Raw genomic sequence first — 20855 nt, 5'->3', positions numbered from 1 at the left:
TTCATGAAATTCGCACGCCTCGGGCCGGTCGGCCACGAGATCCCCACCGTCGTCGATGGAGATCGCCATCTCGACCTGCGACCCCTCACATCCGATGTCACGGGGGACTTCCTCGCCGCCGATCCCGTATCGCGTGTGTCCGCGGCCATCGAGGCCGGACGGCTCCCCGAGCTCGACGTCGACGGTCTGCGCATCGGCGCACCGATCGCCCGCCCCTCGGCCGTCATCTGCGTCGGGATGAACTACGCCGCCCACGCGGCGGAGTCGGGTGCCGCGCCGCCGGAGATCCCGATCATCTTCCTCAAGACCCCCAACACCGTCGTCGGTCCGGACGACGAGGTCATGATCCCGCGCGACAGCGTCAAGACCGACTGGGAGGTCGAGCTCGGCGTCGTGATCGGCACGCGCACCGCCTACCTCGACAGCCGGGACCAGGCCCGCGCGCACATCGCCGGCTACGTCGTCGCGAACGACGTGTCCGAGCGAACGTTCCAGCTCGAGGTCTCGGGAGGCCAGTGGTCGAAGGGCAAGTGCTCCTTCGGGTTCAGCCCCACCGGGCCGTGGCTGGTCACCGCCGACGAGGTCGATCCCGACGCCCTGAGCCTGCGCAGCTTCGTCAACGGGGAACCGCGCCAGGACTCGAACACCGCCGACATGATCTTCCCGGTCGACGAGATCGTCTACCAGCTGTCGCAGTACATGACCCTCGAGCCGGGCGACCTCATCCTCACCGGGACCCCGGAGGGCGTGGCGCTGTCGGGGCGCTTCCCGTACCTGGCCCCCGGTGACGTCGTCGAGATCGAGATCGACGGACTCGGCCGGCAGCGACAGGTCTTCACGGCATGGGAGCCCGCGTCGTGACCGGCGTGCTCGACGGCCTCGTCGCGGTCGTCACCGGCGGCGCGTCGGGGATCGGCGCCGCGATCGCCGAGCGCCTGCACGCCTCGGGCGCGCACGTGGCCGTGCTCGACCTCGATCCGACGGGGGCCGACGAGCGCTTCGCCGCCTTCACCGCCGACGTGTCGGACCGAGCGAGTGTGGATGCCGCGATCGCGGCCGTCGGCGAGCGCTTCGGCCGCATCGACATCGTCGTCAACAACGCCGGCATCGGAGCACAGGGCGATGTCGCCGCGAACGACGACGATGAATGGGCGCGCGTGCTGTCGATCAACGTCACCGGCATCGCGCGCGTCAGCGCCGCCGCCCTCCCCTGGCTGCGCCGCTCGCCCGCGGCGGCCATCTGCAACACGGCGTCCATCGCGGCGACCGCGGGCCTGCCGCAGCGCGCCCTGTACAGCGCGTCGAAGGGGGCGGTGGCCGCACTCACCCGCGCCATGGCCGCCGACCACCTGCGTGAGGGCATCCGCGTCAACGCGGTGAACCCCGGCACGGCCGACACCCCGTGGGTGGGACGCCTGCTCGCGAGCGCGCCGGATCCCGAGGCCGAGCGCGCCGCGCTGGAGGCGCGCCAGCCCCACGGGCGTCTCGTCTCCGCCGCCGAGGTCGCCGAGGCCGTGCACTACCTCGTCGGTCCGGGCGCCGGATCGACCACCGGCACCGCGATCGAGGTCGACGGGGGGATGGGCCCGCTGCGGCTGCGTCCGACGTCGTGACCGCGGGCGGCGGGGCGCGACCCGCACGGGATGCGCCCCGCCGCTCTCAGGCCGCCGCCGAAAGCCGGTAGGTGCGCTCGGCGGTCGACCAGAGGATGGCGTCCCGATCGCCGGGATCGAGTCGGGACGACCATTCCGTGACGAATCTCGCCCACCGTCCGTACGGCGTCGACACCGGCCAGTCCCCGCCGAACATCAGCCGCTCGGGCCCGAAGGCCTCCAGCGCCACGTCGAGATAGGGCCGCAGTCCCTCGGGCGTCCACGGCCCGCGTGCTTCGGCCGGCAGACCGGAGATCTTCGCGACGGTGTTCTCCCGCTCGGCGAGCGCCGCGATGTCCCCCATCCACCGCGCGGCCGGGGCGGAGGAGAGATCGGGCTTGCCGAGGTGGTCGAGCACGATCGTCAGCTCCGGCACGGCGTCGGCCAGCGCGACGACATCGGCCAGCTGATCGTGTCGCACGCACGCGTCGAAGGTGAGCCCGGCCCGCGCGATCGCGTGCGCCCCGGCGAGGAACTCCGGCGAGAGCGCGAACCCGCGGTCTTCGCCCTGCAGCAGACGTCGGATGCCTCGCACGAGCGGTCGCTTGCAGAGACGCGCGAGCACGTCGTCCAGGTCGGAGGGGCGCTCGACCGGCGCGAAGGCGACGACACCGCGGATGTCGGCGACGCCCGCCCGCTCGACGACCCAGTCGACCTCGTCGACGGCCTGCTCCGGCGCGCAGTCGGCCTGCACGAAGACGAAGGCGCGCTCGGATACGGCGGGCGCATCCTGCAGCGCGGCGGTCAGTTCGGCGACGTCGTGCCGCGCGGCCAGGGGGCCCTCCAGCCACGCGTAGTGCAGGTGACCCGGATCCCAGAGGTGGAGATGACTGTCGAGGAGGCGCACATCGTCCATTGTGGCGCGGACCGCGGTCGGCGTCGTGGAGGATGTCTCGCCCTACGATGTCGACATGGCCCTGACCGACGACGCGATCGAGCGCATCAAGGCGATGATCGTCGACGGCGAGATCGCCCCGGGCGACCGCCTCCCGCCCGAAAAGGAGCTGTCCGAGCGCCTCGGGCTCTCCCGCAACTCGCTGCGGGAGGCGGTGAAGGCGCTCGAGGTCATGGGCGTGCTCGCCGTGCGGCGCGGCGACGGCACGTACGTCACCAGCCTCGAGCCCGGACTCCTCCTCGACGCGGTGTCCTTCCTCGCCGACCTCCACGACGACACCTCGCTGCTGGAGATCTTCCAGGTGCGCCGCATCCTCGAGTCGCACGCGACCGGACTCGCCGCCCGGCGCGCGACTCCCGCCGACGTCGAAGCCCTGACGGCCGAGGTCGACAAGGTCTCCGACGTGCAGGACATCGAGACGCTCGTCGACCACGACCTGCGCTTCCACCGCATGATCGTCGTGATCGGGGGCAATCAGTACCTCGCGAGCCTCGTCGACTCCCTCACCAGCCAGACGGTCCGTGCTCGCGTGTGGCGCGGCCTGACCGATGACGGCGCCGTCGCGCGCACCCTGGCCGAGCACCGCGCGATCGTCGACGCGATCGCCGAGGGCGACGTGGCTCTCGCGACCGCCGTCGCGACCGCACACGTGGCGGGTGTCGAGCGCTGGCTCCGGCGGGCGGGAGCGCACGGGGGCGAGTGACTGGACGGCACCTGTAATGACAGCTACACTCACCTGTAGTTACAGGACCGTCGAGGAGGACTCATGCCTGCCTTCCGCACCCCGCCGCTGCGGCCGTTCGCGATCGATTTCGACCCCGACCGGCTGACCCTCTCCCCCGAGGGACCGACGCTCACGCGGCGCATGAGCGACCTCGAAGGTCTCTTCCGCGACCACGACGCCTGGCGCACCGCCGCCGAGGGTGATGACCCCGTGGTCTACACGGTCTCCAGCAGCCCCGTCCCCGAGATCGAGCGGGAGCTGCCGCAGTCGATCACGACGATCCTGCCCGGCACCACCGGCGGCGAGCTCTGGATGACCAAGGGCCACCAGCATCCGGACCACCAGGGCGAGATCTACTACGCCCTGCAGGGCACCGGCGGCCTGCTGATGTTCGACGGCGACGAGCACGCCTGGCTCGACATGACCCCGGGGACGATCGGATACATCCCGCCGGGCTGGGCCCACCGCTCGGTCAACACCGGCGATGACGCCTACGCGTTCCTCGCCGTCTATCCCGGCGGCGCGGGGCACGACTACGGCTGGGTCCTCGAGCACGGCATGGGCCGGCGTGCGTTCCGCGCCGAGGGCGGATTCGAGCTGCGCCCGTACGGGGAGTGACTCTCCCGTGCTCATCGCCCACGATCTCGGAACGACCGGCAACAAGGCGTCTCTCCACGACGACACCGGCCGCCTGCTCGCATCCGTCACCGTCTCCTACCCCGCCCACTTCGCCGCCGGCGGCATCGCCGAGCAGTACCCCGGCCACTGGTGGGACGCCGTCGTGTCGGCGACGCGATCGCTCGTCGAGCGCGCCGAGGTGCAGCCGTCCGAGGTGACGGGCCTCGTCGTCAGCGGCCAGATGATGGGCGCTGTGCTCCTCGACGGCGACGGGCGACCCGTGCGCCCGGCGATCATCTGGGCCGACACGCGCGCGGCGGCACAGGAACGCGAACTGAGCGACGCCCTCGGCGACGAGCCGGCCTACCGGCTGCTCGGCCACCGGCTGAACCCCACCTACTCGGTCGAGAAGGTCATGTGGGTGCGCGACAACGAACCCGACGTGTGGCGGCGGGTGCGCCGTTTCTGCGTCGCGAAGGACTACATCGTCCTCCGTCTCACCGGGCGCCTGGCCACCGATCGGTCCGACGCGAGCGGCACGAACGCCTACGACCAGTTCGCCGGAACCTGGTCGAGCGCCGTGCTCGACGCGGCACGCCTCGATGCCTCGCTCTTCCCCGAGATCGTCGACTCCGTGACGGTCATGGGCACCCTCACCCCGGATGCCGCCGATGCCCTGGGCCTGCCGGCCGAGGTTCGCGTCGTGATGGGCGGGGGCGACGGCCCGATGGCGGCCGTCGGCTCCGGCATCGTCGCCCCCGAAGACGGCGCCTACGTGTGCCTGGGCACGTCGTCGTGGATCTCGTTCGCCACCGACGCGCCGCTCCACGATCCGCACCGCCGCACCTTCACCTTCGACAACGTCGTGCCCGGGAGCTTCGTGCCGACCGCGACGATGCAGGCCGGCGGCGCATCGGTGCAATGGATCTCCGAGGCCCTGTCCTCCGACCCGACGCGCCCCGACACCGCCGCCCTCACGGCCGACGCCGGCGGCGATGTCGACACCGACGGCCTGTACTTCCTCCCCTACCTCCTGGGTGAGCGCTCCCCGTACTGGAATCCGGATGCGCGCGGCGCCTTCGTCGGCATCGCACGCCATCACACTCGGGCCCACCTGATGCGTGCGGTGCTCGAGGGGGTCGGATTCAACCTGCTCACGTGCATCCAGGCGTTCCGCGCGGCCGGGGCGACGCTCGATCGCATCGACGCCGTGGGCGGCGGCGCCCAGAGCGACGCCTGGCTCAGCATCCTCGCCGACATCTGGGGCGTGCCGGTGCGGCGCCGGACGATCGTGAGCGAGGCGAACAGTCTCGGTGCGGCCGTCACCGGCGCCGTGGGGCTCGGACTCACCGACTTCTCGGCGGCGCGCTCGCTCAGCGAGGTCACCGCCGAATTCACACCCGATCCGCATCGCCACAGCGCATACGCGCAACGGCACGCACGGTTCTCCGCGGCGTACGACGCGCTCGAGCCGTGGTTCACCGAAGGAGCCTGATGGCCGTCATCCTCGTCACCAGCCGATCGTTCGGCGACGGCGACCTCGACGTGCACGCCCGAGCAGCCGAGGCGGGGCACACGATCGTGCGCGGTCCGGCGCACCATCCCCTCGACGACCTCGCCGGCGTGCTCCCCACCGTCGACGCGTGGATCGCCGGCACCGGACCCATCACGACCGCGCACCTCGACCTCGCACCCCGGCTGGTGGTGATCGCCCGCTACGGCGTGGGGGTCGAGGCCGTCGACGTCGCCGCGGCCATCGAGCGCGGCATCGTGGTCTCGAACACGCCGGGCGCCAACGCCGAGGCCGTCGCCGACCACACCGTCGGCCTGGCCCTGGCCGCACTCCGGTCGACGGTGGACGGCGATCGCCGCGTGCGCTCCGGCGACTGGACCGTGCGACGGGGCCGCGAACTCGGCGCGTCGACGGTCGGCATCGTCGGCTTCGGGCGCATCGGACGCGGCGTCGCACGACGCCTGCAGGGCTTCGGGTCCGACGTTCTCGCCACCGACCCGTTCGTGCCCGCAGAGGATGTGCGACGTGCCGGCGCGGAGCCGGCGACACTCGACGAGATCTTCGCGAAGGCGGATGTGATCACCCTGCACGCGCCCGGCGGACAGGTGATCGTCGACGAGGAGCGCATCGCGCGCCTTCGCCGCGGCGCCGTGATCGTCAACTGCGCTCGGCCCGATCTGGTCGACGAGCCGGCACTCGCCGCGGCGCTCGCGGACGGCCGCGTCGGAGCCTACGCCGCCGACGTGCTCACCGGAGACACGGCCGGGCACGACAGCCCGCTGCTCGATGCCGCACTGGCCGACCGGGTCGTCATCACACCGCATCTGGCCGCGCAGACGACGCAGGCCGTCGACAACATGGGGGCGATGGCCCTCGAGAGCGCTCTGGCCGTGCTCGCCGGCGAACCGGCGCCCTACGCCGTGACGAGCACCTGAAACGAGGACGCATGACCACCGATCCCCTGGTCCCCACGCGCGAAGCCGGCGTGCTGGCCGTGCTGCGCGCCCCCTCGGCTTCGACAGCGCTCGACGCGGTCGATGCTCTCGTGCGCGGCGGCGTGACCGGCATCGAGGTCACCTTCAGCACGCCCGACGCCCCCGAGGTGATCGCGCAGGTGCGCGCACGATACGGCGACGACGCTCTCGTCGGCGCGGGAACGGTCACCACCGCGGAACAGGCCAACGAAGCGGCGGAGGCGGGCGCTCAGTTCCTCGTCAGTCCCGGTTCGGTCGCGGAGCTCTCGGCGGCGATGACCGCCACGGGGCTCGTCACGATGACCGGCGCACTGACCCCCAGCGAGGTCATGCTCGCGCGCGGCTACGGCGCCGACGTGGTGAAGATCTTCCCGGCATCGGTCTTCGGCCCGTCGTACCTCGGGGCGCTCCGCGCACCGCTGCCCGGCATCCCCCTCATGCCGACCGGCGGCGTCACCCCCGACAACCTCGCGGAGTGGTTCGCCGCCGGCGCGGTCGCCGTGGGAGCCGGCGGAGACCTCGTTCCCGGGTCGGCGCTGGCGGCGGGAGACATGGAGGAGATCGAGCGCCGCGCGCGGCTGTTCGCCGCGGCGCTGCAGCGGGTGCGCGAGGAGGGTGAGGCGGCATGACCGGCGACTACATGGGATTCGTCGGGGTGAGCACCGGCTCCTCCTCGATCAACGAGGTGTTCCCGCTGTGGGCGCAGATCCTCGGGCTCCCCACCGATCGGCTCATCGGGCACGACCTTCCGCTGGACGCCACGCGCGAGCAGTACCGCGACCTCGTCGCCCGCATCCGCGACGACGAGCACCATCGCGGCGCGCTGGTGACCACGCACAAGATGAACGTCTTCGCGGCGGCATCCGACATGTTCGACGACCTCGACCCCTTCGCGGTGTCGTGCAGCGAGATCTCCTCGATCTCCAAGCGGGGCGACCGGCTGATCGGCCAGGCGAAGGATCCGCTGACCGTCGCGCTCGCGCTCGATGACTTCCTTCCGCGCGACCACTTCGCCACCACCGGCGGCCACGTGCTCATCCTCGGCGCGGGCGGTTCCGGAACCGCCCTGTCGTGGGCACTGGCCGAGCGGCCCGCGTTCGAGCGCCCGGCCCGCATCGTCGTCACCGCTCGCGACGACCGCAGCCTCGACGAGCTGCGGTCCGTGCACGAGAGGCGCGGAACGCCCCCGGACCTGATCGACTACCGCCGCGTCGACGACGATGCGGATTCGGCCGCCCTCGTCGCCGCGCTCCCGCCGGCGTCGGTCATCGCCAACGCCACCGGCCTCGGCAAGGACCGCCCCGGCTCCCCGCTTCCCGACGACGTGGTCTTCCCCCGCAACGCCTTCGTATGGGAGTTCAACTACCGGGGCAGCCGGGAGTTCTGGCACCAGGCCCTCGCTCAGCAGGATGCGCGGGAGCTCATCGTCGTCGAGGGCTGGCGGTACTTCATCCACGGCTGGTCCCAGGTCGTCGCCGACGTGTTCGACGTGACCCTCACCCCCGAGATCGTCGATCGGCTGGCCGCCGCCGCGGAGACCACGAGATGATCCGCACGGTGCTCGGCGACATCGAGGCGGCCGAGCTCGGCCCCGCGAATTACCACGAGCACCTGTTCCAGATCTCGCCGCTCCTCCCCGGCGACGAACTGGACGACGAGGAGCGGTCGGGCCGAGAGGCCGAGACCCTGCGCGACAGCGGCTTCGCGGCGATGGTGGATGCGACCCCGCTCGGCCTCGGACGCGACGCGGCGGGCATCGCCCGCATCAGCGCCGCGACGGGCCTGCACATCGTCGCGACCACCGGACGCCACCGCGAAGCGCACTATCCCGGCGAGCATCCGCTGCACGCATGGGACGTCGATCGCCTGACGGCCCGCTTCGTCGGCGAGATCGTCGCCGGCATGTGCGACGGCGACGACCTCGCACGGGGTCCGGGCGGAACATCCGTGCGAGCGGGCCTGCTGAAGGGCGGGGTCGGATACTGGCGGATCACGGCCTTCGAGCGCGCGACGCTCGACGCGGTCGCCGCCGCGCACCGCGAGACGGGTGCTCCGGTCATGGTGCACCTGGAGTTCTGCACCGCCGCGCATGAGGTGCTCGATCTGCTCGCCGAGCAGGGCGTCGCCGCCGACCGGGTCGTGCTCGCCCACGCGGACCGCGATCCCGATCCTGGTCTCCACGCGGAGCTGGCCGCACGCGGCGCCTACCTCGGCTACGACGGGTTCGCCCGCCCCCGCACCCGCAGCGACGCCGAGCTCCTGACCCTCACCGAAGCGGTGGTCCACGCGGGCGCGGGCGAGCGCATCGTGCTCGGCGGCGACGTGGCGCGCCGCACCCGCTATCTGGCCTACGGCGGCATGCCCGGCCTCGGCTACCTCGGTGAGCGGTACGTGCCGCGACTGCGGGAGCGTGTCGGCGCGGACGCTGTCGACACGATGCTGCGCGACAACCCCGCGCGCCTGCTGTCCCTGTCCTCCTGAGCGCGACACCGGCCGGCGCCGATTCGCGATTCCCCTCCCCCACCGCGGGCGCACGAAGAAGGGCTCCCGCCGCGGCGGGAGCCCTTCTCGATGGTGCGGCTTACTCGTAGAGGACCGCCGCGATGTCCTCGTCGTCGATGTTGTCGGCGTCGTACCAGTACGAGCCGGTGTCGTAGAAGCCCTCGACGGTCTCACCCATCGCGGCGTCGTACGCGGCCTGCACGACGGTCGCGCCGATGCCGATCGGGTCCTGCGTGATGGCACCGGCCATCGTGCCGTCCTTGATCGCGTTGATCTGCGCGGCGCCGGAGTCGAAGCCGACGATCGTGATCTCACCGGGGTCGAGACCGAGCTCGTTCACGGCGTTCACGACACCGATCGCGGAGCCCTCGTTGGTGCCGTAGATGCCCTTGAGGTCGGGGTACGCGGCGATCATCGCCTTGGCGATGTCGGCCGACTTCAGGTGGTCGCCGTCACCGTACTGGATGTCGACGATCTCGATGTCGGGGTAGTTCTCCTCGATCTCCTGCACGAAGCCGTCGCGGCGCTCGACACCGGTCGAGTTGATCTGGCTGTGGCCGACGATCGCGACCTGTCCCTCGCCGCCGATGAGCTCGGCCATGTGCTCGGCCGCGATGCCGCCGGCCACGATGCTGTCGGTCGCGGCCAGGCTCAGCGAGTAGTCGCTGTCGCAGGGCGCGTCGAACTCGACGACCGGGATGCCGGCCGCCTCGGCGCTCTCGTACAGGGGGATGCACGCCTCGGGGTCGAGCGCGGCGTACGCGATTGCGTCGGGGTCCTTGTCGATCGCCGTCTGCAGCATCTGCAGCTGCGCGTCGACCTCGGTCTCGGCGGCCGGGCCCTCGAAGGTGATCTCGACGCCGAGTTCGGCGGCGCGCTCCTCGGCACCCTGCTTGACGGCCTGCCAGAACTGGTGCTGGAAGCCCTTCGAGATCATGGCGATGTACATCGAGTCGCCGTCGCCGCCGGCCTCGCCCCCGGACGAGCCGTCCGAGCTCGAGCATCCGGCGAAGGCGAGAGCCGCTGCCGCGACGGTGGCCGCGAAGGCGACCTTCTTTCCGTACTTCATTGAAACTCCATTGTTGTGTGAGACCGGTCGCCCGGTCGGTGCGGACAGTGTTGCTGTGTGCCTCGGGTTGTTTCCTGCCGGATGTCCGGCTGAGCCGGCGACGGGCACGGTCGCCGCCGGCGAGGTCAGGTGGAGGTGCGGTTGCGGAGGGAGTCGAAGAAGACCGCGATGAGGATCACGATGCCCACGACGACGTTCTGCCACTCCGTCTGGATCGACATGATGCGCAGACCGTTGATGAGCACGCTCATGATGAGCGCACCGATGACGGTGCCGAGAATCGAGCCGCGGCCGCCGAGCAGCGAGGTGCCGCCGATGATCACGGCCGCGATCGCCTGCAGCTCGTAGCCCACGCCCAGCTGCGGCTGAGCGGAGTCCAGTCGCGCCGCGAGCACGACGCCCGCGATGCCGGTGAAGGCGCCGGCGAACATGTAGATGAGGATCTTCCAGCGGCGCGTGTTGACGCCGGACAGGCGCGTCGCCTCCTCGTTCGACCCGATCGCGAAGGTGTAGCGGCCGAGGATGGTGCGGTTGAGCACGAGGTAGCCGACCACGGCGAGCAGGAGCGTGATGAGCACGGCGTTGGGCAGGCCGGGGACGAGGGTGCCGAGCGCGATCTGGTTGAAGTCCGGCGCCGAGCCGGAGAAGTAGATCGGGCGCACGCCCGAGATCACCAGCGCGAGCCCCTGCGCGATCATCATCATCGCGAGGGTCGCGATGAACGGCGGCAGCCCGAGGAAGGTGATGTTCAGGCCGTTCACCAGCCCCATCAGCACGCCGGTGCCGATGCCGCCGAGCACGCCGAGCCAGACGGGCAGACCCATGTTCGTGATGAACACGCCCGTCATCACCGCGGCGAGGGTCATGCCGGTGCCGATCGACAGGTCGATGCCGCCGGTGATGATGACGAACGTCGTTCCGAGGGCGAGGATCCCGATCACCGAGGTGGCCAGGAGGATGCCCGAGATGTTGCTCCAGGTGAAGAAGTTGTTCCCGAAGATCGAGAAGAAGATCACCAGGATGATCAGGGTTCCGAACGCCAGCGACTGCTGGAGCTGCCTCTTCATGAGGCCCACGAAACCGCCCGACGAGCTCTTCTCGTCGATCGCGTTCTGGATCACCGTCGTCGTCGACGGGCCCGGGTTCTGCTCGGTGCTCATTCTTCCTCCTGCGCGTGCGCGGCGAACTGCATGATCTTTTCCTGACTTGCTTCCTCGTTGCGGAGGGTGCCCGTGATCCGGCCGCCCGCCATCACGACGATGCGGTTGGCGACGCGGAGGATCTCGGGGAGCTCCGACGAGATGACGATGATGGACTTGCCGGATGCCGCGAGATCCTGCATCACGCGGTAGATCTCCTCCTTGGCTCCGACGTCGATGCCGCGGGTCGGCTCGTCGAAGATGAGCACGTCGCAGTCGCGAAGCAGCCACCGGGCGATGACGACCTTCTGCTGGTTTCCTCCGGAGAGGAGCTTGACGACCTGGTTGACCGACGGCGTCTTGGTGCGGAGCGTCTTGACGTAGTCCTTCGTCTGCTGCTTGGCCTTGCCGTCCGACATCCACCCGATGGCGTTGGCGTACGACCCGAGCGAGGCGAGCACGGTGTTGAAGGTGACGTCCTGCTCGAGCATGAGCCCCAGGAGCTTGCGGTCCTCGCTGAGGTAGCCGACCCCGAGCTTGACCGCGTCAGCGGGCTGATGAATGCGCGCCTTCTTGCCGGCGACGGTGATGGTTCCCCCGTCGCGCGGGTCGGCGCCGATGATCGCTCGCGCCGTCTCGGTGCGGCCGGCGCCCATGAGGCCGGCGAAACCGAGGATCTCGCCCTTGTGCAGCTGAAAGGAGACGTCTTTCAGGAGCGACTTCGTGCTGAGGTTCTGCACGTCGAGGATGACCGGATCGCCGAGGTGCTCGCGCGCCTCCGGGCGCGCGCCCTCGTCGATCTGGCGGCCGACCATCATCTCGATGATGGTCGGAACCGCGATCTCCGACTTCGTCAGAGATCCGATGTATGTGCCGTCGCGAAGCACGCTGACGCGGTCGGCGAGTCGCTTGAGCTCATCCATGCGGTGCGAGATGTAGACGATCCCCGTGCCGCGGGCCTTCAGGTCTTCGATGAGGGTGAACAGCGTCTCGGTCTCACTGTCGGTGAGCGCCGACGTCGGCTCATCCATGATGAGCACCTTGGCGTCGAACGAGAGGGCCTTGGCGATCTCGACCATCTGCTGCTTCGCCACGGTGAGCTCGCCGACCGGCTGCTTGGGGTCCACCCGGATGTTCAGCCGCTCCAGCAGCTCCTTCGCCTTGGCGTTGAGCTTGGTGTCCGAGACGAACGGGCCCGTGCGCGGCTCGCGCCCGATGTAGATGTTCTGCGCGACGGTGAGGTCCGGCATCAGGTTCATCTCCTGGTGGATGATCGTGATGCCGAGCTGCTGCGCCTGCAGCGGGCTGGTCAGCTCGACGTCCTTGCCGTCGAAGGTGATCGTGCCCTCGTCGCGCTGGTAGATCCCGGAGAGGATCTTCATCAGCGTGGACTTGCCCGCGCCGTTCTCCCCGACGAGCACGAGAACCTCGCCGGCGTACACCTCCAGATGCACGTCCTTGAGGGCCTGGACGCCGGGGAATCCCTTGCTGATCCCCTCGACTCTGAGGATGGGCTCGCTCACTGTGTCACCTGCTTCTTCGAAGGCCGATCGATCGAGTGCTTCCGCACGCTGGCGGTAAACATCCGATCAATATTCCATCGCGCTGCCGTGCAGCGCAAGTTGTACCTAAATGTATCTACTCGCCGACGCGGGGGGAAGACCTGTAATAACATCTTCGTCACAACCTGCGGACGACGGCCGTCCTCGGGGGAGAGGACGACATGCAGATCGGTGCCCATGGTCTCGTTTTCACCGGAGAGTTCGACGAGGCCGGCCTGCGCCGCGCGGTCGAGGGCACGGCCCGCGCCGGTTTCGATCTCATCGAGATCCCGCTGATGGATCCCGACGGCTTCGACTCCGCCCTCGCCGGCCGGATGATCGCCGATGCCGGCCTGGCCGTCTCCGCCTCGCTCGGCCTCACCGCGGCCACCGACCTGACCAGCGAGGATGCGGCGGTCGTCGCGGCCGGAGAGCGGGTGCTGGAGCAGTGCCTCGACCATGTCGCCGCGATGGGCGGCGATGTGCTGTGCGGCGTGATCTACTCCGCGATGCAGAAGTACCTCACTCCGCCGACGACGAAGGGCGTGGCGGCGAGCCAGGCGGCGATCGCGCGACTGGCGGCATCCGCCGCCGAGCGCGGCATCCGCCTTTCGCTCGAGGTCGTCAACCGCTACGAGTCGAACGTCTTCAACACGTCTCGCGGGGCGCTCGCCTACCTCGACGGCGTCGGCGACGACCGCGTGAGCGTGCACCTGGACACGTACCACATGAACATCGAGGAGTCCGACCTCTTCCAGCCCGTGCTGGACGCCGGCCCGCGCCTCGGCTACGTGCACATCGGCGAGAGCCACCGCGGCTACCTCGGCACCGGATCGGTCGCCTTCGGCGACTTCTTCCGGGCGCTGGACCGCATCGGCTACGACGGCCCCGTCGTGTTCGAGTCGTTCTCCTCGGCCGTCGTGAGCGCCCAGCTGAGCAACACGCTCGGCATCTGGCGCAACCTGTGGGAGGACAGCGACGACCTCGCGGCGCACGCCAACCGCTTCATCAGGGACGCTCAGCGCGCCGTTCAGACGATCGAGATGCATTGACGCCTCACAGATCCACACGACCGACGAGGTTCACCCGGATGCCGATGCGGTCGAACATCGCGGCCTTCGCAGCGAGGGCGCGGTCGGCCGTCTCGGCGTCGGGGGCGTAGACCACCTGCGCGTGGTTCGCCTTGTGTCGGGCCATGAACTGGTCGCGCGTGACGTCGTGCAGCACGACGTGCGCGATCGGCCACTCCGGGTTCGTGGCGTTCTTGCGACGCTGCGTCTCCTCCTCCGGAAGCTCCACGACGCTCGCGCGGAAGATGTCTGCCTGCAGGATCCCGTCGGCGATGAAGACGCGCGAGACCACGATCTCGCCTGGCTTGGAGACGCCGTTGATCGTGGCGCCGCCGGCGGGGAAGAAGACATCCCCCTGCCGCCAGCCCTCCGCCTTGTCCCAGCCGCCGAGGTGTGACGCGGGCACGGAGCCGGAGATCTCGTAGACCCACACGAACTCGCCGTCGTACTCCTCGCCCCAGCGCACGTCGTGGAGGGTGTTGTCGGGAACGAGCCCCATCGCCGTCCACACGCGGTCGGTCACGAGCGCATCGACGGCGACGCCCTCGTCGGCCTCGTTGAAGTGGGGGAAGGCGCGGCCGGCGAACAGTTCGCGGGACCCGTCGCGGGAGAGCACCGGCGGGCGCTCGGTGGAGTTCAGGATGCCCTCGGCGAGGTCCGAGGCCGGCACCAGGTCCTTCAGGCCCTGCTGGTACTGGATGCCGACCGCATCCAGCCCGAAGTCGTCGGCGATCCGCAGCGCCGCGATGTACATCTTCATCTGCCACTGCACCTGCTCGCGGGTGAGCTCGGTGGCCGCGTCGTCGCCGAAGCGGAAGGTCATGCCGCGCTCGACGAGCCAGTCGAACGCCGCGTCCGCCTCGGCTTCGGTCACCTGGAGCATCTCCGCGTACAGCGCCGACTGCGACAGGCGCTCCTTGTAGATGCCGGTCGCGTTCAGCAGCTCGTCGTCGAAGATCGCGTTGTACATGCCCATGCAGCCCTCGTCGAAGACGCCGATGATCGCCTTCTCGGCCAGCAGCTGATCGCCGAGCGCGCGTCCGAGCTCGACCTCGGGCGTTGCGGGCAGCTCGGGGAGCGCTCGCACGTGGGAGGCGTCGTGGGTGACGGTGCCGGTGCGCGTCCACTCCTCGAGACCCGCGAGGAACCACTCGTCGGCGAAGTCGACCGACCAGAGCGTCGAATAGGGCGTGCCCATCTTGGTCAGGCCCGCGTTGAGGCCGAGGAGGCCGACCAGGCCCGGCCAGTCTCCGGCGAAGTTGGCGACCGTGAGGATCGGACCTCGGTGGGTGCGCAGGCCGGCGAGCACGTGATGGCTGTACTGCCAGACGGCCTCGGCGACGATGAGCGGCGCCTCGCGCGGAATCGAGCGGAAGACCTCCATCCCCATGCGCTGACTGGAGATGAAGCCGTGCCCGGTCGCCGGGTCGATGTCGTTGGCGCGGACCACGCTCCACCCGAGCTTCTCCAGCGCCGCCGTGACATCCGCCTCCATCGCCGCCTGGGTCGGCCAGCCGGCCGCGTTCGCCGACTCGCGCAGGTCACCGCTGGCGATGAGGTAGGCCGTTCGCGCCGGAGCTTCCGGCGGCGTGGACACGACGGGCAGGGCGTACGAGGTCATGATGTCCTTTCGGTGGCGAGCGGGCGTTCCGCCGGCGCGTGCGCGACGGCGCCGGTTCCGGCGCCACGCGAGTGAGAGCTGCCCACGCGGTTCATCGGACCTCCTCTTCGTCGCGGGATCTGGAGAGAGTCTACGATGAAATCGATTTCATCGCGACCCCGAATTTTCGAGCTCATGCGCCGCCGCCTGGCCCGCAGCCGGACGCGTCAGCGGGTCTGAGTCGACATCCTGCGCTTGGTCGCCCGGAAGTTCTCGGCGGCGTCGACGAGCGCGACATCCGCATCGATGTGCAGCTGCTCGGTGAGGGAGGCGAGATCCGTGCCGGAGAGCACGGCCGCTCCGACCCTGTCGGTGACGGCCTGGATGACGGTGACGAGGACGCTCGCGTGCGCGCGGGCGACGAGGGGCGGAAGGTCCGGGTCGGTCGAGGTGATCGCCGCGGCGATCCGCGTCACCATCGTCGAGAACGCGAAGAACGTGCGGAAGGGCGGGACGCCGATCGACCTCCGCCGCGACACCATGGCGATCGCCGACCGGCTGGGACTGATCGACGCCGTCCGCGCGAAGGCGCTGCCCACTCGCATGACCGAGTTCGCCGACATCGACGGCGCCCCCATCGCACGTCGCGAGCCGGACAGCGCGGCCGAGAACATCGTGATCGACGACTACGAGATCCACCGGCACGACGATGTGGAGATCCACCGCGACGACCTGCTCGCGATCCTCTTCGGCGCGCTGGACGACGGCGTGCAGGTGCGCTTCGACGACTCGATCATCTCGCTGACCGAGACGGCGGACGGCGTGCGGGCCGCCTTCCGCAACGGCCCCGAGGAAGACTTCGCGATGGTCCTGGGATGCGACGGGAGTCACTCCACCGTGCGCCGACTGTGGTTCGGGCCGGAGAGCGAGTACAGCACCTTCCTGCACAACTACATGTCGGTCACCGTGGTCGACGGCACGTTCATTCCGTCGTGGACGACGCGCATCCAGAACACCCCCGGCCGCACGCTGCTGGTGAACTTCTACGCCGACACGACCGACGTCGTGCTGGCGTTCCGCTCCGAAGATGAGATCCCGTACGACCACCACGACATGGCGGAGCAGAAGAGGATCATCTGCGAGCACTTCGCCGACGCCGGCGAGCCGTTCGCCACGGTGCTGGAGCCAGCACTGACCGCCGACAACTTCTCCTTCGACAAGCTCAGCCAGATCCGTCTTCCCCGGTGGACGTCCGGTCGCGTGGCCCTGGTCGGCGACGCCGCCTACTGCCCGTCACCGGCGGCGGGCATGGGCGGGTCGGTCGCGATCCTCGGCGCGACCGCACTGCACGACGCGTTCGTCGTGGCCGGGGGTGACATCGATCGGTCTTTCGCGGAGTACGAGCGCAGCTTCCGCCCGACGGCGGAGAAGATCCAGACCGAGACGGAGGCGTTCGGGGTGCCGATGATCTTCCCCGCCACCGCCGAGGCGATCGCGTCGCGGAACGCGCAGCTGGTCGCCATGTGACGGCGGTCCGAAGCGGCGACGCAGGTTTTGCGACCTGGCCCTGCGTCCGCCCCGGAGTTCACGAGTCGAGGCGCGGGAGCAGCTCGCCGCCCAGCACGACGGTGCGGGGCGGGGCGTCGTCGCCGGCGAGGCGGTCCAGCAGCATCCGCGCCGCCGTCATTCCCATCTCCCGCGCCGGCAGCCGCACGATCGACACCGACGACGGCGAGATGATCGTGTAGGGAAGGGATCCGATGACCGCCATGCCGTAGGCCGGCGGCGGGGTGCCGAGCTCCGCGAGGCGCTGGATCGCCCCCATGCCGATGAGGTTGTTCCCCGCGACGAAGCCGTCGGGAGGATTCTCCGCCGCCAGCAGCGCATCGATGGAGACCCGGCCGCCCTCGAGATGGAAGGTCGTCGGGTACAGCAGCGCCGGATCGGCGGAGCCCAGGCGCTCCTCCATCGCGTCCCGCCATCCCTGCGCGCGCTCCCGCGACGTCTCGATCGCCATCCCCCCGACCATGCAGGCGACCCGGCGATAGCCGGCATCCAGCAGATCGATCGTCGCGGCGTACCCCGCCGCGCGGTTGGCCATGAGCACCGAGTCGACGCCGCCGCCCGCGGAACGGTCGACGGCGATGATCGGCCGGCCGGCAGCACGCAGCGCACTCACGTCGGTGTCGTCTCCGGCGGCCGCGAGGATGACGCCGGCCATGTGAGCGGAGGCGGCGATGCCGAGGTAGGTGCTCTCCTTGGCGATGTCGCCGTCGGAGTTGCAGAGCATCACCGAGTAGCCCGCCGCCGACGCGACGTCTTCGATGCCCCGCGCCGTCTCGGTGAAGTACGGGTTTTCGATGTCGGGGATCACGAGCGCGATCGCGTTCGCGCTGCCGGTCCGGAGGTTCCGCGCGGTGCTGTTGGGCACGAACTTCAGCTCGCGGGCGGCGCGCTGCACGGCCTCGGTCTTCGCCGGTGACACCCCGACGCCGTTGTACACGCGCGACACGGTGGCGGGCGAGACGCCCGCGCGCTTGGCGACGTCGTAGATCGTGGCCGTCGACAACGCCGACTCCGCACCGCCGCCGTCCGCGCCGCGCGCGGCGCGCGCCCTACTCCGCGTGGACATGGACGAGCGAGGCGTGCGAGATGTCGGAGGCGAGTTCGAACTCGAACCGGCTCCGATCCCCACGGTGGTGGGCGATGAAGAATTCGATCGGGCGCCCCGATGCGTCGCGGCTGACGCTGCGCAGGCGGAGCAGGGCGGCGCCGGTGGTGAGGTCGAGCAGGCGCGCCTGCTCGTGCGAGGCGACCGTCGCCTCGGCCGAACGCACGCCCTCGGCCGCGACGATCCCGCTGTCGGCGAGCACGCGATACAGCGACGCGTCGGCGAGGTCGACGCCGAGCGTCACGGCACCCACCGCCTCCGGCATCCATGTCGTCGACAGCGACCACGGCTGGCCGTCGACGAAGCGCAGCCGCTCCAGGGCGATCACGGAGTCGCCGACGGGGATCTCCAGCGCCTCGGCGACATCGGCCGCGGCATCCTCGCGCTCGTGCCGGATGACATCGCTGTGCACGTGTCCGCCGCGGCGCTCGACGTCTTCGTAGAGCCCCATCAGGGTGTGCACGAGGCTCTCGCTCGTCTTGGGGCGGGCCACGAACGTGCCCTTCCCCTTGACCCGCTCGACGACCCCCTCGTGTTCGAGTTGCGCCAGCGCCTGCCGCACGACGGTGCGGGAGATGCCGTAGTGCTCGCACAGCCGCATCTCGCCGGGAAGCAGATCGCCGGGCTTGAGCTTGCCCTGCGAGATGCGCGCGAGCAGCAGCCGGCACAGCTGGTCGTACATCGGAGACGAGGACCGGCGGTCTATCGCGTCGCCGTGCGGCGGTTCGGTCGTCATGTCAGTACGCGACCCCGGCGTGGAGGATGACGTTGGCGTAGGCCGTGAACTCTCCGGATCGCACGAAGGCGCGGGCGCTCCGCGTGCGTGCCTTGAACTCGACGTGCGGCACGAGTTCGAGCTCGACGCCGAGCGGCTCGAGGCGTTCGCGCAGCGCCGCGAGCATGGCGGGGCTCTGCTCGGCGATCTCCGCCGGCGCGGTCGCGCCCTCGATCACCATCTCGCCGAGCACCGTGTCGAGAACGTCGAGGAAGGCCGGCTCCCCCGGACGGTAGGCGAGGTCGATCCGCTCGCTGCCGACCGGGATCGGCAGTCCCGCGTCGGTCACGACGATGAGATCGGTGTGCCCGGTCTCGCTGATGACGCGCGAGAGGGCGGGGTTGATGGTGGAGGGGATCTTTCTCATGCGCGGCTCCCGTCGACGATCTCGGGCGCGGGGCGTTCGGCGAGGAACGCGTCGACGCGCTCGCGGGTCGGCAGACTCGGCGAGGCTCCTCGCACGGTGACGGCCAGCGCGCCCGCCGCGGCGGCACGCACGACGGCCTCGTCGAGGGTGGCGCCCTCCGCGAGCGCCGCGCCGAGGTATCCGGAGAACGCGTCACCGGCGGCGGTGGTGTCGACGGCCTCGACGGGGAACGGTGCGACCAGGCGCGCTCCGTCGGGGCTGACCAGCAGGGCACCGGCTCCGGCGAGGGTCACGACCGCGGCGCCGACGCCGCGTTCCAGGAACCAGCGCCCCGCCCGCTCGGCACTCGCGACATCGGTCACCTCGACGCCCGTCATCACCGTCGCCTCGGTCTCGTTGGGCGTCACGACGTCGACGTGGCGCCAGATGTCGTCGGGAAGAGCCGACGCCGGCGCCGGATCGAGCACGACGGTGAGCCCGCGCTCACTGCCGGCCCGAATGGCGTGCATCGCGAGCGGTGCGGGGATCTCCAGCTGCGTGAGGAGCACGGATGCCCTGCCGGCGAGCGCGTCCAGCCCGGCGTCGATCTGACCGGCGCTGAGCGCGGCGTTGGCGAGGGGCACCATGACGATGTCGTTCTGCGCCGAGGCATCGACGCGGATGTGCGCGATGCCGGTCGGACCGGGAACGGTGCGCACGTGCGTCACGTCGACGCCCGCGTCGACGAGACCATCCATGATCATGTCGTGGAAGAGGTCGCTGCCGACGCACGCGACGAAGCTGGCTGCAGCGCCCGCGCGGCCCGCGGCGACGACCTGATTCGCGCCCTTGCCGCCGAGCACGAGGGTGAAGTCGTCGCCCAGGATCGTCTCGCCGGGCACGGGCAATCGCGTCGAGAACGTGGTGAGGTCGGCCGTGACGGATCCCACGACGACGACCCCGGGGAGAGCCTGCTGGTCATCGGTCATGGCACCACCTGCGTTTCTTTGACTGCGCCGTCAGCACTCCGCTACATTATCGGGGATTCCACCTGTAACGACAGGTTCGAGGGAGAAACATGACCACCGCTCCGGTCCTCTACGTCGACAGCGCCGACCTCGCCCTCGTCGGCGAGCTGCTGCGCGACGGCCTCGTCACGGGCGTGACGACCAACCCGACCATCCTCGAGCGCGGCGGGCATGCCCTTGACGCCCTCCCCGATCTGTACCAGCGGTGGGTCGACGAAGGCGCCTCCCAGGTCTTCTTCCAGACGTGGGGGGCGACGACCGAGGAGATGCTCACCAACGCGGCCTGGATCAAGGGCTTCGGCGACCGGGTCGCCGTGAAGGTGCCCGCCACCCGGGCGGGGTTCGCCGCGGTCACCTCCCTCGTGCAGGAGGACACGACGGTGCTCATCACCGCGGTCTACTCCGTCGCGCAGGCCCTGGCCGGTGCGGCCTACGGCGCGCGCTACCTCGCGCCCTACCTCGGACGCCTGCGGGATGCCGGCCTCGACGGCGACGCCCTCATCGGCGACATGCAGGCGGCCTGCGCCGGGGCCGACACGGATGTGCTCGCGGCGAGCCTGCGGTCTCCCGACGACATCGTGGGGCTGCGCCGAGCGGGAGTGTCCCACTTCACCGCGGCGCCGCAGGTGATCCTCGATCTGCTCACCGACGACATCAGCGGCCGCTCGGCCGAGGAGTTCGAGGGCGCCATCGGCCGCATCCGCGGGTAGCTCCGGCCACGGTCGGTCTACCCTCGAC

At 70.3% G+C, this 20855-nt stretch carries 22 protein-coding genes; 12 read left to right on the top strand and 10 right to left on the bottom strand.

All coding sequences use genetic code 11. The features are described from left to right. Positions 1 to 3 precede the first annotated feature (3 nt). Both B3S45_RS05700 and B3S45_RS05695 read left to right on the top strand, forming a co-directional pair. Complete coding sequence (locus B3S45_RS05700; protein ID WP_286717917.1) at positions 4 to 861, top strand: fumarylacetoacetate hydrolase family protein; 858 nt, start codon at positions 4 to 6, stop codon at positions 859 to 861. After that, positions 858 to 1613: an SDR family NAD(P)-dependent oxidoreductase gene (locus B3S45_RS05695; protein ID WP_286717914.1), complete on the top strand. Its 756-nt coding sequence runs from the start codon at positions 858 to 860 to the stop codon at positions 1611 to 1613. The genes B3S45_RS05700 and B3S45_RS05695 overlap by 4 nt, the downstream gene beginning before the upstream one ends. Positions 1614 to 1659: 46 nt before the next feature. Here the strand turns inward: B3S45_RS05695 and B3S45_RS05690 are convergent, their stop codons facing one another. After that, complete coding sequence (locus tag B3S45_RS05690; protein ID WP_286717911.1) at positions 1660 to 2499, bottom strand: amidohydrolase family protein; 840 nt, start codon at positions 2497 to 2499, stop codon at positions 1660 to 1662. Positions 2500 to 2563: 64 nt separating this feature from the next. Between B3S45_RS05690 and B3S45_RS05685 the strand changes: the two genes are divergently transcribed. The 7 genes from B3S45_RS05685 to B3S45_RS05655 all read left to right on the top strand — a co-directional run bounded on the left by B3S45_RS05685 (position 2564) and on the right by B3S45_RS05655 (position 8857). Next, positions 2564 to 3250: a FadR/GntR family transcriptional regulator gene (locus B3S45_RS05685; protein WP_071045495.1), complete on the top strand. Its 687-nt coding sequence runs from the start codon at positions 2564 to 2566 to the stop codon at positions 3248 to 3250. A gap of 63 nt (positions 3251 to 3313) precedes the next feature. Further along, positions 3314 to 3889 carry a glucose-6-phosphate isomerase family protein gene (locus tag B3S45_RS05680; RefSeq protein ID WP_194383988.1) on the top strand — a complete coding sequence of 192 codons (576 nt, stop codon included), beginning with the start codon at positions 3314 to 3316 and terminating at the stop codon, positions 3887 to 3889. Between the two features lie 7 nt (positions 3890 to 3896). Beyond that, on the top strand, positions 3897 to 5384 hold the full coding sequence (gene xylB, locus B3S45_RS05675; RefSeq protein ID WP_286717906.1) for a xylulokinase: 1488 nt from the start codon (positions 3897 to 3899) through the stop codon (positions 5382 to 5384). Further along, entirely contained in the window at positions 5384 to 6337 is a 954-nt protein-coding gene (locus B3S45_RS05670; protein ID WP_286717903.1) for an NAD(P)-dependent oxidoreductase, read from the top strand. The genes xylB and B3S45_RS05670 overlap by 1 nt, the downstream gene beginning before the upstream one ends. Positions 6338 to 6348: 11 nt before the next feature. Continuing rightward, positions 6349 to 7005 (top strand): bifunctional 4-hydroxy-2-oxoglutarate aldolase/2-dehydro-3-deoxy-phosphogluconate aldolase, encoded by a 657-nt coding sequence (locus B3S45_RS05665; protein WP_286717901.1) that lies wholly within the window; start codon positions 6349 to 6351, stop codon positions 7003 to 7005. Further along, positions 7002 to 7925, top strand: coding sequence for a shikimate dehydrogenase (locus B3S45_RS05660; protein ID WP_286717898.1), 924 nt, complete (start codon positions 7002 to 7004; stop codon positions 7923 to 7925). The genes B3S45_RS05665 and B3S45_RS05660 overlap by 4 nt, the downstream gene beginning before the upstream one ends. Further along, positions 7922 to 8857 (top strand): phosphotriesterase family protein, encoded by a 936-nt coding sequence (locus B3S45_RS05655; RefSeq protein WP_286717895.1) that lies wholly within the window; start codon positions 7922 to 7924, stop codon positions 8855 to 8857. Before B3S45_RS05660 ends, B3S45_RS05655 begins: the two co-directional genes overlap by 4 nt. A gap of 100 nt (positions 8858 to 8957) precedes the next feature. On the opposite strand, the gene B3S45_RS05650 is transcribed toward B3S45_RS05655, so the two are convergent. The 3 genes from B3S45_RS05650 to B3S45_RS05640 all read right to left on the bottom strand — a co-directional run bounded on the left by B3S45_RS05650 (position 8958) and on the right by B3S45_RS05640 (position 12609). Further along, positions 8958 to 9947, bottom strand: coding sequence for an ABC transporter substrate-binding protein (locus B3S45_RS05650; protein WP_194383994.1), 990 nt, complete (start codon positions 9945 to 9947; stop codon positions 8958 to 8960). A gap of 125 nt (positions 9948 to 10072) precedes the next feature. Further along, complete coding sequence (locus B3S45_RS05645) at positions 10073 to 11107, bottom strand: ABC transporter permease (protein WP_286717891.1); 1035 nt, start codon at positions 11105 to 11107, stop codon at positions 10073 to 10075. Beyond that, positions 11104 to 12609: a sugar ABC transporter ATP-binding protein gene (locus tag B3S45_RS05640; protein WP_071045445.1), complete on the bottom strand. Its 1506-nt coding sequence runs from the start codon at positions 12607 to 12609 to the stop codon at positions 11104 to 11106. The genes B3S45_RS05645 and B3S45_RS05640 overlap by 4 nt, the downstream gene beginning before the upstream one ends. 200 nt (positions 12610 to 12809) lie before the next feature. On the opposite strand from B3S45_RS05640, the gene B3S45_RS05635 reads away from it, so the two are divergent. Continuing rightward, positions 12810 to 13679, top strand: a complete 870-nt coding sequence (locus B3S45_RS05635; RefSeq protein ID WP_071045446.1) for a sugar phosphate isomerase/epimerase family protein — start codon at positions 12810 to 12812, stop codon at positions 13677 to 13679. A gap of 4 nt (positions 13680 to 13683) precedes the next feature. Here B3S45_RS05635 and B3S45_RS05630 read toward each other — a convergent pair whose 3' ends face one another. Together B3S45_RS05630 and B3S45_RS05625 are read right to left on the bottom strand one after the other, a co-directional pair. Next, a complete protein-coding gene (locus tag B3S45_RS05630) occupies positions 13684 to 15318 on the bottom strand; it encodes a fucose isomerase (protein WP_194383995.1) in 1635 nt (544 codons plus the stop codon). A 206-nt stretch (positions 15319 to 15524) separates the two neighbouring features. Next, the gene (locus B3S45_RS05625) at positions 15525 to 15776 is read right to left on the bottom strand and encodes a hypothetical protein (RefSeq protein ID WP_194383996.1); all 252 of its coding nucleotides are present in this window, start codon (positions 15774 to 15776) and stop codon (positions 15525 to 15527) included. On the opposite strand from B3S45_RS05625, the gene B3S45_RS05620 reads away from it, so the two are divergent. Beyond that, complete coding sequence (locus B3S45_RS05620) at positions 15748 to 16824, top strand: FAD-dependent monooxygenase (protein ID WP_286717883.1); 1077 nt, start codon at positions 15748 to 15750, stop codon at positions 16822 to 16824. The genes B3S45_RS05625 and B3S45_RS05620 overlap by 29 nt on opposite strands. A gap of 58 nt (positions 16825 to 16882) precedes the next feature. On the opposite strand, the gene B3S45_RS05615 is transcribed toward B3S45_RS05620, so the two are convergent. From B3S45_RS05615 to B3S45_RS05600, 4 genes are read right to left on the bottom strand one after another with little or no spacing between them, the layout of a single operon-like run. Then, the gene (locus B3S45_RS05615) at positions 16883 to 17929 is read right to left on the bottom strand and encodes a LacI family DNA-binding transcriptional regulator (RefSeq protein WP_286717880.1); all 1047 of its coding nucleotides are present in this window, start codon (positions 17927 to 17929) and stop codon (positions 16883 to 16885) included. Continuing rightward, positions 17913 to 18704 carry a GntR family transcriptional regulator gene (locus B3S45_RS05610; RefSeq protein WP_194383999.1) on the bottom strand — a complete coding sequence of 264 codons (792 nt, stop codon included), beginning with the start codon at positions 18702 to 18704 and terminating at the stop codon, positions 17913 to 17915. Before B3S45_RS05610 ends, B3S45_RS05615 begins: the two co-directional genes overlap by 17 nt. Position 18705: 1 nt before the next feature. Continuing rightward, the gene (rbsD, locus tag B3S45_RS05605; RefSeq protein ID WP_194384000.1) at positions 18706 to 19110 is read right to left on the bottom strand and encodes a D-ribose pyranase; all 405 of its coding nucleotides are present in this window, start codon (positions 19108 to 19110) and stop codon (positions 18706 to 18708) included. Beyond that, positions 19107 to 20078: a ribokinase gene (locus tag B3S45_RS05600; protein WP_286717876.1), complete on the bottom strand. Its 972-nt coding sequence runs from the start codon at positions 20076 to 20078 to the stop codon at positions 19107 to 19109. Before B3S45_RS05600 ends, rbsD begins: the two co-directional genes overlap by 4 nt. A gap of 89 nt (positions 20079 to 20167) precedes the next feature. Between B3S45_RS05600 and B3S45_RS05595 the strand changes: the two genes are divergently transcribed. Further along, a complete protein-coding gene (locus B3S45_RS05595) occupies positions 20168 to 20827 on the top strand; it encodes a transaldolase family protein (protein WP_286717875.1) in 660 nt (219 codons plus the stop codon). Positions 20828 to 20855 lie beyond the last annotated feature (28 nt).

Source organism: Microbacterium sp. UBA1612 (assembly GCF_002321605.1).
In the GTDB taxonomy this organism is placed as follows: Bacteria; Actinomycetota; Actinomycetes; order Actinomycetales; family Microbacteriaceae; genus Microbacterium; species Microbacterium luteum.
Note: the sequence above shows the minus strand (reverse complement) of the source record. Positions and strands in the feature narration are given on the sequence as shown.

Excerpts from the sequence above, each read along its gene's own strand:
- B3S45_RS05685 (WP_071045495.1), top strand. The coding sequence starts at position 2,564 with ATGGCCCTGACCGACGACGCGATCGAGCGCATCAAGGCGATGATCGTC.
- B3S45_RS05635 (WP_071045446.1), top strand. The coding sequence starts at position 12,810 with ATGCAGATCGGTGCCCATGGTCTCGTTTTCACCGGAGAGTTCGACGAG.
- B3S45_RS05650 (WP_194383994.1), bottom strand. The coding sequence starts at position 9,947 with ATGAAGTACGGAAAGAAGGTCGCCTTCGCGGCCACCGTCGCGGCAGCG.
- B3S45_RS05670 (WP_286717903.1), top strand. The coding sequence starts at position 5,384 with ATGGCCGTCATCCTCGTCACCAGCCGATCGTTCGGCGACGGCGACCTC.
- B3S45_RS05655 (WP_286717895.1), top strand. The coding sequence starts at position 7,922 with ATGATCCGCACGGTGCTCGGCGACATCGAGGCGGCCGAGCTCGGCCCC.
- B3S45_RS05615 (WP_286717880.1), bottom strand. The coding sequence starts at position 17,929 with ATGTCCACGCGGAGTAGGGCGCGCGCCGCGCGCGGCGCGGACGGCGGC.
- B3S45_RS05700 (WP_286717917.1), top strand. The coding sequence starts at position 4 with ATGAAATTCGCACGCCTCGGGCCGGTCGGCCACGAGATCCCCACCGTC.
- B3S45_RS05630 (WP_194383995.1), bottom strand. The coding sequence starts at position 15,318 with ATGACCTCGTACGCCCTGCCCGTCGTGTCCACGCCGCCGGAAGCTCCG.
- B3S45_RS05625 (WP_194383996.1), bottom strand. The coding sequence starts at position 15,776 with ATGGTGACGCGGATCGCCGCGGCGATCACCTCGACCGACCCGGACCTT.
- B3S45_RS05600 (WP_286717876.1), bottom strand. The coding sequence starts at position 20,078 with ATGACCGATGACCAGCAGGCTCTCCCCGGGGTCGTCGTCGTGGGATCC.
- B3S45_RS05665 (WP_286717901.1), top strand. The coding sequence starts at position 6,349 with ATGACCACCGATCCCCTGGTCCCCACGCGCGAAGCCGGCGTGCTGGCC.
- B3S45_RS05610 (WP_194383999.1), bottom strand. The coding sequence starts at position 18,704 with ATGACGACCGAACCGCCGCACGGCGACGCGATAGACCGCCGGTCCTCG.
- rbsD (WP_194384000.1), bottom strand. The coding sequence starts at position 19,110 with ATGAGAAAGATCCCCTCCACCATCAACCCCGCCCTCTCGCGCGTCATC.
- B3S45_RS05595 (WP_286717875.1), top strand. The coding sequence starts at position 20,168 with ATGACCACCGCTCCGGTCCTCTACGTCGACAGCGCCGACCTCGCCCTC.
- B3S45_RS05645 (WP_286717891.1), bottom strand. The coding sequence starts at position 11,107 with ATGAGCACCGAGCAGAACCCGGGCCCGTCGACGACGACGGTGATCCAG.
- B3S45_RS05680 (WP_194383988.1), top strand. The coding sequence starts at position 3,314 with ATGCCTGCCTTCCGCACCCCGCCGCTGCGGCCGTTCGCGATCGATTTC.
- B3S45_RS05660 (WP_286717898.1), top strand. The coding sequence starts at position 7,002 with ATGACCGGCGACTACATGGGATTCGTCGGGGTGAGCACCGGCTCCTCC.